Genomic DNA, 12,569 nt, shown 5'->3' on the forward strand with positions numbered 1-12,569 from the left:
AATATATCGCTACATATCACGCAATAGGCAGCAATTGATTGCGTCGACAAAGCTTCATATCGTCGATTCATGACGATTTCCGAGGAAGTCATGCCCGACGCTGCGCCCGTAACCTCCGACGCGCCGGCCCCCACCCGGTCCGCGACCACCCGCCACTACGCCATGACCGCGCCCGAGCACTTCACCGTCGAATACGCCATCAACCCGTGGATGGACATCTCCACACCCGTTGACACCTCACTCGCGCTCGCGCAGTGGGACGCCCTTCGCCAGGTGTATGCCGACCTCGGCCACACCGTCGACCTGGTGACACCGCGCGACGGGTTGCCCGACATGGTCTACGCCGCCAACGGCGGCTTCCTGCTCGGCGATACCGCGGTGGTGGCCCGCTTCGCCTACCCGCAGCGGGCCGGCGAGGCCGACGCCTACGCCGAGTGGATGGCCGCGGCCGGCTATCGGCCCGTCCGCACCGACCATGTCAACGAGGGCCAGGGTGATCTACTACTGGTCGGGTCAACCCTGTTGGCCGGACATGGTTTTCGCACCGACCGGCGCGCCCACGACGAGATCGCCGCCATCACCGGCCTGGACGTGATCGGCCTCGAACTCGTCGACCCGCGCTTCTATCACCTCGACACCGCGCTGGCCGTCCTCGACGACACGACGATCGCCTACTATCCCCCGGCCTTCACCGACGGCGCCCGAAAACGTCTCACCGAACTGTTCGGCGACGCGATCGAAGTCAGCTCGGCCGACGCCTATGTGCTCGGCCTCAACGTGGTGTCGGACGGCCGCCACGTCGTGATGCCCGCCGCCGCCACCGGATTCGCCGGCCAACTGTGCCAGGCCGGATTCGAGCCGATCGGCGTCGACCTGTCCGAACTCCTCAAAGGCGGCGGATCCGTGAAATGCTGCACCCTGGAGCTACATCGATGACCATGCTGGACAGTGTGGACCACGAGGCCACCCCGGATCCTGCGACCGCCTCGGCGATCGCTCTCGACGATCGCTATGTCGCCCACAACTACTCGCCCCTGCCGGTCGTCGCCGAACGCGCTGAGGGCGCGTGGATCACGGATGTCACCGGCAGGCGCTACCTCGATTGCCTGGCCGCTTATTCGGCGGTCAACTTCGGCCACCGCAATCCCGAGGTCATCGCCGCTGCCCACGCCCAACTGGACCGGCTGACCCTGGTGAGTCGCGCCTTCCACTCCGACCGGCTCGGTCCGTTCGCCCAGGCCCTGGCCGAACTGTGCGGCAAGGACATGGTGCTGCCGATGAACAGTGGCGCCGAGGCCGTCGAGAGCGGCATCAAGGTGGCCCGCAAATGGGGCGTCGACGTCAAGGGCATACCCGCGGACAAGTCGAACATCATTGTGGCGCAGAACAACTTCCATGGCCGCACGACCACGATCATCAGCTTCTCCGACGACGACACCGCGCGCCGCGGATTCGGGCCCTACACTCCCGGATTCCGTGCAGTGCCCTTCGGCGACCACCGGGCACTCGCCGCGGCGATCGACGAGAACACGGCCGCGGTCCTGCTCGAGCCCATCCAGGGTGAGGCGGGCATCATCGTCCCGCCCGCCGACTATCTGCCCAGGGTCCGCGACATCTGCACCCACCACAACGTGCTGATGATCGCCGACGAGATCCAATCCGGCCTGGCCCGCACCGGACGTACTTTCGCCTGCGAACACTGGAATGTGGTTCCCGACGTGTACCTGCTCGGCAAGGCCCTCGGCGGAGGCGTGGTACCGCTGTCCGCGGTGGTGGCCGACCGCGGCATCCTCGGCGTCCTGCACCCCGGCGAGCACGGCTCCACCTTCGGCGGCAACCCACTGGCCACCGCTATCGGCACCACGGTGGTCGGCATGCTGCGCCGTGGTGAATTCCAGCTGCGCTCAACTGAACTCGGCAACCACCTGCACAATCGGCTCAACAGCCTGATCGGGCGCGGCGTGACCGCCGTGCGCGGCATGGGCCTGTGGGCAGGGGTGGACATCGACCCAGATCTGGGCACCGGCAAGCAGTTCGGCCTGGCGCTGGCCGACCGCGGTGTCTTGGTCAAGGACACCCACGGCTCGACCCTGCGGTTCGCCCCGCCCCTGGTGGTCACGGCCGACGAGCTCGACTGGGCCGTTGACCAATTCGCCGACACTCTGGACGAGGCGCGCCGATAATCGGTTGACCGGCAGCAAGGAGACACCATGTCCGCCCCAGCCACCAACCTGACCAGCCAGATGTTGCGGCGACGGCCGGTCATCGGAGCTCCGGTCGCCCACGGCGCGTCCGACCACCTCCGGCGCAGTATCGGCACGTTCCAACTGACGCTGTTCGGCGTCGGCGCCACCGTCGGCACCGGCATCTTCATCGTGCTGCAGCAGGCCGTCCCCAAAGCCGGTCCGGCCGTGCTGGTGTCGTTCGTGGTGGCCGGTATCGCGGCCGGGTTGTCGGCGATCTGTTATGCGGAAATGGCAGCAGCCGTACCGGTTTCGGGCTCCACGTACTCCTACGCCTACACCACCATGGGCGAGTTCATCGCCATGGGTGTCGCAGCCTGCCTACTCCTCGAATACGGCGTCTCCATGTCGGCCACCGCGGTCGGCTGGAGCGGCTATCTGAACAAGTTGCTGGAGAACCTGTTCGGCTGGCGGTTGCCGCACGCACTGTCCGCAGCGCCGTGGGGCGACAACCCCGGTCTGATCAACCTTCCCGCGACGGTCCTGATCATCATGTGCGCACTCCTGCTGATCCGGGGCGCCAGTGAGTCCGCGGCGGTCAACACCGTCATGGTGCTCCTCAAGCTGTGCGTGCTGGGCATGTTCGCGGCCATCGCGTTCACCGCGTTCACCACCGATCACTTCGCCGGATTCTGGGACAAGGGATTCGGCGGAATCACCGCGGCGGCCAGCACCATCTTCTTCACGTTCATCGGCCTCGACGCCGTGTCCACCGCGGGCGACGAGGTGAAGAACCCGCAGAAGACCATGCCGCGGGCCATCCTCGGGGCGCTGATCGTCGTCACCAGCATCTACATCCTGGTCGCCTTCGCCGGCCTGGGCACCCAGTCGGCAGATGAATTCGGTTCCGACGAGCAGGCCGAGGCCGGGCTGTCGGTGATGCTGACCAACATCCTGCACGGCCAGACCTGGGCCAGCACCGTCCTCGCGGTCGGTGCCGTCATCTCGATCTTCTCGGTGACCCTGGTGGTGATGTACGGCCAGACCCGCATCCTGTTCGCCATGGGCCGCGACGGACTACTGCCGCCGATGTTCGCAAAGGTCAACCCGCGCACCATGACCCCGGTGAACAACACCATCGTCGTCGCGGCGGTGACCGGCACGCTGGCCGGGTTCGTCCCGCTCGACTACCTGTGGGACCTGGTGTCGATCGGCACCCTGGTGGCCTTCATCGTGGTGTCGATCGGCGTGATCATCCTGCGGGTGCGGGAACCGGATCTGCCACGGTCCTTCAAGGTTCCCGGCTATCCGGTGACGCCGATCCTCTCGGTGCTGGCCTGCCTGTTCGTGCTCTACGGCCTGCCGCCGATCACCTGGCTGTGGTTCAGCATCTGGGTCGCCCTCGTCCTGGCCTTCTACCTGATCTGGAGCCGGCACCACAGTGCGCTCAACGACGGTGGCGACGGCTACATCCCGGGCGCGGCGGCCGGCGAGGACGACGTGATGACCACTCCCGGAACCGAGGAGACGCGATGACCGTCGTAGTCGGGTACCTGGCCGGCAAGGGCGGGTCGTCGGCACTGCACCTCGCGGTGGGTGCGGCCCGCACCCTGAACACCCCGCTCGCAGTGGCCACCGTCGTCCCACGACCGTGGCTCAACCCCTCGCCCGCGCGCGTCGATGCCGAATATGCCGAGTACGCAGCGCAATTGGCGGCATCCTCGGCAGAACAGGCCCGGCAGCACGTGGCCGCCCTCGACGATCGCCTCGACGTCAGCTTCCACAAGTTCGCGCACCGGTCGGTGTCCGGCGGCCTGCTGGAGGCCGTCGTGGAACTCGACGCGGAGGTGCTGGTCCTCGGCTCGGCCGCCGACGGCCAGTTGGGCCAGGTGGTGGTGGGCTCGACCGCGGACCGGCTGCTGCACTCCTGCCCGGTCCCGCTGGCGATCAGCCCGCGCGGCTACCGCCGCCCGAAATCTACTGCGCTGGCACGTATCACGTGTGCCTACCCCGGCACCCCAGAAGCGGTGGCCGTCGTGGCGCAGGTGACCGACCTGAGCCGACGACTGGACACACCGATGCGCGTGGTCACCTTCGCGGTGCGGGGACGCAACATGTACCCACCGACGGTCGGGCTGCACGCCGAGGACGCGATCCTGCAGGAGTGGGCAAAACAGGCCCAACAGGCAATGTTCCGTCTGAGGGACGACGGGATCGTCGGCGAGGACGTGGATCTGCAGGTCGTCACCGGCAACGACTGGAGCGAAGCGCTCGACGCCGTCGACTGGCTCGAGGGTGAGATCCTGGCGATCGGGACCTCACCCGGCGGCGCGGTCGCCCGGGTCTTCCTGGGTTCACACGGATCGAAGATCCTGCGGCACAGCCCGGTTCCGGTGCTCGTCCTCCCGGGCTGAGGGCCCCGGAACTCAGTACTTCAGGACGCCTCGGTCGACGGCGATCTGGCTGCCCGACAGCGTGGCCGAGTTGTCACTGGCCAACCAGGCCACCACATCGGCGACCTCCTCGGGCGCCATGAATGCTGCGAGTCCCTCGTTCTTGCCGTCGGTCACCTTGTGATACGGCATCGGGGCGAAACTGTGCAGGAAGCTCGGGAACTTGGAGAAGATCTCGGCCATCGCCTCGGGCTCGATCATCGGAGTGTCGATCGAGTAGGGATGGATCGAGTTGACCCGGATGCCGTACTCGCCCACCTCGAGAGCCAGCGTGTTGGTCAGGGCCACCAGACCGTGTTTGGAGGCCGCGTAGTGGCCGTTGCCTGGAGTGGCTTTCACACCGGCCGAGGAGCTGACGATGATGATCGACCCACCGTTGCCGGCCTCGATCATGGCGGGCACGGCGGCCCGGATGGTGCGCCAGGTGCCGTTCAGGTTGACGTCGATGACGGAGTCGAACTGTTCGGGACTCAGCTCCCACAACCGGCCCCAGCTGAGCACGCCGGCGTTGGCCACCACGATGTCGAGCCGGCCGAATTGCTCGACACCGTCGGCCACCACCTGCTGCTGGGCGGCCAGATCGCGGATGTCAACCTCACGCGCGAGCACCTTGCGGCCCGCGGCCTCCACGGCGGCGACGGTCTCGGCCAGATCCTCCGGCGTCGCGGCCGGGTAGGTGATGGTGTCGTCGACCGATCGGCACACGTCGATCGCGATGATGTCGGCACCTTCGTTGGCCAACCGCACCGCGTGCGCGCGCCCCTGACCGCGTGCAGCGCCGGTGACAAATGCCACGCGGCCTTCCAGTGTTGCCTTACCTGCCGCCATGCCAGGGTCCTTTCAGTGAGTCTGGCCACAGGCTAACAGCAGAAGTAGAACCTGTTCCTGGACTCCTACCACTCAACGGGATCCCGAATGATCGGGCAGGTCATGCAGTGCCCGCCACCGCGGCCACGACCCAGCTCGGCGCCCACGATCGTGATCACCTCTACGCCGGCCTTACGCAGCAGAGAGTTGGTGTGGGTGTTGCGGTCGTAGGCGAACACCACTCCTGGCTCGACGGCCACCAGGTTGTTGCCGCTGTCCCACTGCTGACGCTCCGCGTCGTATTTGGTGCCGCCTGTCTCGACCACCCGCAGCTTGTCCAGGCCCAGTTCGGCGGCCACCACCTCGACGAACGGCTTGGTGGACTCCTCGACCTCCAACCCCGGCGCGGTGTCGGAAGGATGCAGCACGAATGTCTGAATCGAGTCGACGATCTCGGGATAGACGGTGACCACGTCCCGGTCGGCGAACGTGAACACGGTGTCGAGGTGCATGGCCGAACGCAGCTTGGGCATGCCCGCCACGACGACCTTCTCGGCCGCATTGTCGGCGAACAGCTTCGCGGCCACCTGGGTGATGGCCTGGCGCGACGTGCGCTCACTCATCCCGATCAGGACCACACCGTTGCCGGGCACCAGGACGTCACCGCCCTCGAATGTGGCCAGCCCCCAACCCTGCTCTGGATCCCCCCACCACACCGTCGACCCCGCGTAGTCCGGGTGGAACTGGTAGATCGCCTTCATCAGCAGGGTTTCGTCGTGGCGCGCCGGCCAGAACAACGGATTGAGCGTCAGCCCGCCGTAGATCCAGCAGGTGGTGTCACGGGTGTAGAGCGTGTTGGGCAGCGGCGGCATCAGGTACTCGGTGACGCCGGCCTCCTCGCGGGCCAAAGCCCGGTAACCGGAACGGATCTCGGCGGGCAGATCGCGGACGGACAGCCCACCGACGAGGAATTCGGTGAGCCGGCTCGTGACGAGCGAGTCCAGGAAGGCACGCGTGTCGTCAACCAGCCCCAGTCCCACCTCGTTGGCCACGATCTTGCGATCGAGCAACCACGCCTTGGCCTCGGGAATGTCCATCGTCTCGGCGAGCAGGTGATGCAGTTCGACGACCTCGACCCCGCGGTCGCGCATCTTGTCCATGAAGTCGAAGTGGTCGCGACGCGCGTTCTGCACCCACAACACGTCGTCGAACAGCAGGTCGTCACAGTTGGTCGGGGTGAGCCGCTCGTGGGCCAGCCCAGGCGAGCACACGAGCACCTTGCGCAGCTTTCCGACCTCGGAGTGCACGCCGTACGTGGCGGACGGATTCGACATCATCTTCCTTTCACGATGTGTGGCACTAGATCTGGATCTGCCCGGTGACCAGACCCACGACTCCGGCCACCGCGCCGAGCAGGATGACCACGAACAACACCATTTCCGGCGGCGAGAACACCCGCAGGCCACGCTCGCGGCGGGCCATCACATACAGGACGGCTCCGGCGGCGTAGAGGATGCAGGACAGCAGCAGATGGTCGAACCCGGCCGCATACACCAGGAACAGCGTGTAGACGGTAGCCAGCCCAGCCACCACTCCGTCGGCGAGCAGGGGCTTTCGATCCTCGTAGGTCTCCCGGGTCAGAACCAGTTTCAGCGCGTAGCCGGCGGCCAGGAAGTAGGGAATCAGCGCCAGGGCCGCGGTGAGGTCCAGCATGAAATCCAGTGCCTCGGAGGTGAACAGCAGCAGGATGAGCAGCAGCTGCACCAGGCCGCCTGCCATCACCAGGGCCGTCACCGGCGCGCCGTGGCTGTTGGTCCGGGCCAGGAACCGCGGCATGTCCTCGGATTTGGCCGGGATGTAGAGAATCTCGGCGGCCATCAGCGTCCAGGCCAGGTACGCCCCCAACACCGAGAGCACCACACCGACCTTGATGAACACCGAACCCCATGGGCCGACGATCGATTCGAGCACCGAGGCCATGGACGGCTGGTTGACGGTGGCGAGCTCGGACTGCGGCAACACACCGTAGGACACCAGGGTGACCAGAGCGAAAACGGCGAGCACAGAAAGGAATCCGAGCACCGTCGCACGGCCGACATCCTCACGCTTTTTCGCGTAGCGGGAGTACACACTGGCGCCTTCGATGCCCATGAACACGAACACCGTGATCAGCATGGTGCCCTTGGCCTGTTCGAACACCGAGGCCGACGGCCCGCCCTCGGCCTTCCAACCGCCCCAGAAGTTGTCGGCGAACACACCCGCCTTGAACGCGATCAGCGCGATCACGATGAACGCCACGATCGGAACGACCTTGGCGATAGTGGCGATCCGGTTGATGATCGCCGCTTCCTTGACCCCGCGCAGGATCAAGAAGCAGAACAGCCACACTCCGATCGAGGAGATCAGCACCGCGAGAACGGTGCTGCCGTCGCCCAATTGCGGGAACATCGCACTGGCGGTGGCCATGATGAGCACCCAGTACGACGCATTGCCCGCACACGCCGAAGCCCAGAATCCGAAGGCCGAATTGAATCCGACGTAATCGCCGAAGCCGGCCTTGGCGTAGGCGAAGATGCCGGCGTCCAGATCGGGCTTGCGGGTGGCCAACCGCTGGAATACGAATGCCAGCATCAGCATTCCCGTGCCGGCGATGGTCCAGGCGATGGTCGCCCCCAGCACCCCGGACTCCGCACCGAACCGTCGCGGCAACAGGAATACCCCCGAGCCGATCATCGACCCGACCACCATCGCGGTCAAGGTCGGCAGACTGACCTTCTCGCTCGTCGATTCTGTCTTCGGTTCAGCCGTGGTCATCTGTCGTCTTTCGCAATGCGCTGGACGGTGCTTGAACAAGCATGAATGCGGTCAACCATAGATCAGATTCACCAAACGTCCGGTGAACCTGCAGCGCTTAAACGGTGAACGCACCAACCGCGTTGATCCTGAACGAGATCAGAGATCGGCGATGATCTGCTGTCGTTTCGCCGTGTACTCGTCCTCGCTGATGGCACCCGTCGCCCGCAGAGTTTCCAGTTCCTGAAGACGCTGTGCGGTCGACGGCGCGGGCGGTGCCAGGAAAGGAGCGGACGGCGCACCTGATTCCGATGGCGGCACCGACGGAGCCGGCGGCGCCTGCTGCGCGGCCGCACGGCGCACCACGGCCTGGACTTCTTCGCGGGCAGCGGGATTGGTCCGCAGGTCGACCATGTTGTTGATGGCGATGCCGTGTGACTTGAGGATCTGCAGGATCTCCATCAGCGGACCGGATTGACCGGTGAGGTCGTAGGTCCGATTCTCCTCGGCGATGGTGAACGTGGCCGGCATCAGACCGCTGACCAGACTGCTTCTGTCCCAGTCGATCCGATACTCGTTCGTGGCCGGATCGACGATTGCGACCAACTTGCGGTTCGTGATCATCGGCAGCCTCGACACCGAGGCCAGCACGCGGTCCTGGCTGGCGAACGGCGCGATGCCAGGCCCCGAGATCTGCAGATCCAGCTTCACCAGCGGCTGCTCGTTGATCCGAGTATTGGTCTCATGGATACCGGTGACCTGCGCCAGCGCCAGCACGCCGACCTCTTCGAGCTTTTCGTTCTGGGCCGCCGACTTCGCCCCGGCGGCGGTGAGCCCCAGCGCGATGAGGACGTCGATCGCGGTGACCAGCAGACCGGTCCAGAACATCCACTTCATCATCGGATCCGCGCCACTGACGAAGTAGATGGTCAAAAAGATCGGACCGACGATGCCACACAACAGCACGAAAGCCTGGATGCGAACGTACCGCCAGAATGTGGACATCACAGACTCCTGTCGTCGGTCGGGCGCCATCAGATTAGCGCCCGGACCCGCTCCGTTCAGGAGTGAACGACACCATCCGCGGCGACACTCGTCGGCACCGTCTGCTGCTGCACCGGCGACGGGCCCAGCATCCGGTACAACGGCCACGTCCACCGGTATCCCCCGCTGCTCGCCCGCGCGTAACTGGTGTGCACGGCGATCGCGTGGGCCGTCACCTCTTCGGCGTCCTCGTCGTAGTCGCAGACCGCGTCGCCGCGATCGCACACGCTGATCGTGCGACTACCCACCGACGGCGGCAGCGGGCCCGGCGCGTGAGCCAGGATCGGCCAGTCCTGCGCGACACCCTTGCCGGCCCCGACAACTGCGGTCGCGGTGCCCAAGTTCACCGTCGGGTCGGCCGGCAGGCGGTCACCGTCGGCGACCAGCAGCGCGGCCGCCAGGTTCGGGCTGGCCGCCAACGCGGCCAGATTGCGGTGGACCACCATCGCACCCTGCGAATAGCCGGCCAGCACCACCTTGCTCGACGGGCATTGCTGAGTGAATGCCGCGTACTGGTTGCCCAGTGCCGCCACGCCCGCGTCGACACTGCTCATGAAGCCGCCCCAGCCCAGCAGGTCACCGTCGGCGGGTACCGCCACGGCCGGGTAGGCCACCGACTCGGCGGTCATCGTCCGGCCGTCCTGCTGCACCCACACGGACAGGTCGCGCAGGGAGTTGTAGACCACCCGGCCCATCCCGGCGTCAACCGTGGGATCGTCACGCTCACCAGACCCGGCGACGCCGATCCAGTGCAGGTCAGGACACCCGGGGCTGGCGGCCGCCTGGCCCGTCAGGCCGATCAGTGCCGCACCGGCAACCGCACCGGCACCTACCAGTGCACCTATCCGTCGAAACATCAGCGGACCCCCATACCCTTTGGCCTACGTGGGATCCATCGCCTCACGGATCACATCCGTTACAGCAGGCCCGCGGGATCAGAACGGGAGGCCGACCGCCCGGGTGATGCTCGGCAGCTTGGTGAGCGGGTTGTCGAACGACGGCGGCGGCGGCGGAGGCGGCAACGCGGGCGGTGGCGGCAGCTTCGAGAAATCGAACGACGGCGGTGGCGGCAGCTTCGAGAAATCGAACGACGGCGGTGGCGGCAACTTGGTGAAATCGAACGCCGGCGGCGGCGGCAGTGCGGGCATGCCTGCACCAACCGCGGCAGGACCCAGCATCAGCGCGGCCAGACCATCAGGGGAAGGCAAGCCGACGTTCTGATTGCCATAGCTGGCAGCGGTGATGACGGCCCCCAGGAAGTCCAATGCGCCACCGCCGATGCCACCGACTCCGCCGGAGACCGAAGAAGCGATGGTGCCCGCGACGTTCTGCGCATTGGCGTCGGCGATCGCCGTCCACGGCGGCTGCACGGAGCCGGCGTCGAACTGGGGCCAGGAGATGGTGGGCACCTCGGCCGGCGCCTCGGGCAGCGACGGAACGGCAGGTGCGGACCGGTTCATGTTGCCGGGATTCCAACTGGTCCCACCGGTAGACGGTAGCGCTGAGGTGGATCGACTCGGCGGTTTCGGCGACGGCGTCATAGGCGGCACCACATCCGGGATGATCGACGGTGCGGGGTGCGCGGCAACGGGCTGTACATGCTCGGCGGGTGCCGACGCGACGGCAACCGGCCTCGGGTTCTCGGGGGCTGGTTGCTGCTCCGGTTCCTGCCCGACCACCCACACCAGGGCGCCGACCGCAGCCACCGCGACCGTCGTCGACACTCCCGCCACGATCCGGGACGGACTCAATTGCGCCCGGACCCGTTCGGCGAGCGGCAGCGACGCCGGGATCGGTTCTGTCACATCAACGTCCATCTTCAGCTCGCCCCGTAACGATCAATGGTCGGAGACCGTTGATGATTCAACGATGTCGCCCCAGCCAAACTATCACTCGGACCCGCCACACGCGCATGTCCGTCCTCCCGCCGACACCATCAACACACAAAAGCCCCCGAAATCCGAAGATTTCGGGGGCTTTCGCGTGCTAGATCAGATCATCACTTAGGTGATCCCAGTAGGCGGAGCCTACTTAATGATCTTGGTAACCCGGCCGGCGCCGACGGTACGGCCGCCCTCGCGGATCGCGAAGCGCAGGCCCTCGTCCATGGCGACGGGCTGGATCAGCTTGACGGAGATGTCGGTGTTGTCACCGGGCATCACCATCTCGGTGCCCTCGGGCAGGGTAACCACGCCGGTCACGTCCGTGGTACGGAAGTAGAACTGCGGGCGGTAGTTGTTGAAGAACGGCGTGTGGCGGCCGCCCTCGTCCTTGGACAGGATGTAGACGCTGCCCTCGAACTCGGTGTGCGGGGTGGTGGTGCCGGGCTTGACCACAACCTGGCCACGCTCGACGTCCTCGCGCTTGATGCCACGAACCAGCAGACCGACGTTGTCGCCGGCCTGGCCCTGGTCGAGCAGCTTGCGGAACATTTCCACACCGGTGACGGTGGTCTTGGTCGTGGTCGGGCGGATGCCGACGATCTCGACCTCTTCGTTGACGTTGATCACGCCACGCTCGACGCGACCGGTCACCACGGTGCCACGACCGGTGATGGTGAAGACGTCCTCGACGGGCATGAGGAACGGCTTGTCGGTCTCGCGAACCGGATCCGGGATCGACTCGTCGACCGCGTCCATCAGGTCCTCAACCGACTTGACCCACTTCGGGTCACCCTCCAGCGCCTTCAGCGCGGAGACCCGGATGACCGGGGCGTCCTCGTCGAAGTCCTGGGCGGCCAGCAGTTCGCGGACCTCCATCTCGACGAGCTCGATGAGCTCCTCGTCGTCCACGGCGTCCGACTTGTTCAGCGCCACCAGGATGTAGGGCACACCCACCTGGCGGGCCAGCAGCACGTGCTCGCGGGTCTGCGGCATCGGGCCGTCGGTCGCGGCGACCACCAGGATCGCGCCGTCCATCTGGGCGGCACCGGTGATCATGTTCTTGATGTAGTCGGCGTGACCGGGGGCGTCCACGTGGGCGTAGTGGCGCTTTTCGGTCTGGTACTCCACGTGGGAGATGTTGATCGTGATGCCGCGCTGACGCTCCTCAGGCGCATTGTCGATCTGGTCGAATGCGCGCGATTCGTTCAACTCCGGGTACTTGTCATGCAGAACCTTGGTGATTGCTGCAGTGAGCGTGGTCTTGCCGTGGTCAACGTGACCGATGGTCCCGATGTTGACGTGCGGCTTCGTCCGCTCGAACTTCGCCTTCGCCACTGTGGTGTCCTCCTGGACTTGTTGGTGCTTTTCCTGAAAGCAGTGTTGATGTGTTCAGTTGTGTGCCGCGA

Annotated in this window: 11 protein-coding genes; 4 read left to right on the top strand and 7 right to left on the bottom strand. The window is 66.0% G+C overall.

From position 1 onward, the window contains the following. The first annotated feature begins 69 nt into the window (after nt 1-69). Genes ddaH through BN2156_RS15005 form a run of 4 tightly spaced genes read left to right on the top strand, consistent with a single transcriptional unit; the run spans nt 70 to nt 4,597 of the window. Nucleotides 70-936 (top strand): dimethylargininase, encoded by an 867-nt coding sequence (ddaH, locus tag BN2156_RS14990; RefSeq protein ID WP_090515072.1) that lies wholly within the window; start codon nt 70-72, stop codon nt 934-936. Beyond that, nucleotides 933-2,183, top strand: coding sequence for an ornithine--oxo-acid transaminase (gene rocD / locus BN2156_RS14995; RefSeq protein ID WP_090515074.1), 1,251 nt, complete (start codon nt 933-935; stop codon nt 2,181-2,183). The genes ddaH and rocD overlap by 4 nt, the downstream gene beginning before the upstream one ends. 27 nt (nt 2,184-2,210) lie before the next feature. Next, a complete protein-coding gene (locus tag BN2156_RS15000; RefSeq protein ID WP_090515076.1) occupies nt 2,211-3,719 on the top strand; it encodes an amino acid permease in 1,509 nt (502 codons plus the stop codon). Next, nucleotides 3,716-4,597 (top strand): universal stress protein, encoded by an 882-nt coding sequence (locus BN2156_RS15005; protein WP_090515078.1) that lies wholly within the window; start codon nt 3,716-3,718, stop codon nt 4,595-4,597. The genes BN2156_RS15000 and BN2156_RS15005 overlap by 4 nt, the downstream gene beginning before the upstream one ends. A gap of 12 nt (nt 4,598-4,609) precedes the next feature. Here the strand turns inward: BN2156_RS15005 and BN2156_RS15010 are convergent, their stop codons facing one another. The 7 genes from BN2156_RS15010 to tuf form a co-directional block, all read right to left on the bottom strand. Next, nucleotides 4,610-5,464, bottom strand: a complete 855-nt coding sequence (locus BN2156_RS15010; protein WP_090515080.1) for a mycofactocin-coupled SDR family oxidoreductase — start codon at nt 5,462-5,464, stop codon at nt 4,610-4,612. Nucleotides 5,465-5,529: 65 nt separating this feature from the next. Continuing rightward, complete coding sequence (locus BN2156_RS15015) at nt 5,530-6,777, bottom strand: arginine deiminase (RefSeq protein ID WP_090515963.1); 1,248 nt, start codon at nt 6,775-6,777, stop codon at nt 5,530-5,532. A gap of 25 nt (nt 6,778-6,802) precedes the next feature. Beyond that, the gene (locus BN2156_RS15020) at nt 6,803-8,257 is read right to left on the bottom strand and encodes a basic amino acid/polyamine antiporter (protein WP_090515082.1); all 1,455 of its coding nucleotides are present in this window, start codon (nt 8,255-8,257) and stop codon (nt 6,803-6,805) included. A 138-nt stretch (nt 8,258-8,395) separates the two neighbouring features. After that, on the bottom strand, nt 8,396-9,241 hold the full coding sequence (locus tag BN2156_RS15025) for an SHOCT domain-containing protein (protein WP_090515083.1): 846 nt from the start codon (nt 9,239-9,241) through the stop codon (nt 8,396-8,398). Nucleotides 9,242-9,297: 56 nt separating this feature from the next. Continuing rightward, a complete protein-coding gene (locus BN2156_RS15030) occupies nt 9,298-10,137 on the bottom strand; it encodes a cutinase family protein (protein ID WP_210436610.1) in 840 nt (279 codons plus the stop codon). 78 nt (nt 10,138-10,215) lie between these two features. Further along, nucleotides 10,216-11,085, bottom strand: coding sequence for a hypothetical protein (locus BN2156_RS31000; RefSeq protein ID WP_210436611.1), 870 nt, complete (start codon nt 11,083-11,085; stop codon nt 10,216-10,218). 222 nt (nt 11,086-11,307) lie between these two features. Continuing rightward, entirely contained in the window at nt 11,308-12,498 is a 1,191-nt protein-coding gene (tuf, locus tag BN2156_RS15040; RefSeq protein WP_090515085.1) for an elongation factor Tu, read from the bottom strand. Between the last annotated feature and the right edge of the window lie 71 nt (nt 12,499-12,569).

The sequence above is a fragment of the Mycolicibacterium neworleansense genome (assembly GCF_001245615.1).
In the GTDB taxonomy this organism is placed as follows: Bacteria; Actinomycetota; Actinomycetes; order Mycobacteriales; family Mycobacteriaceae; genus Mycobacterium; species Mycobacterium neworleansense.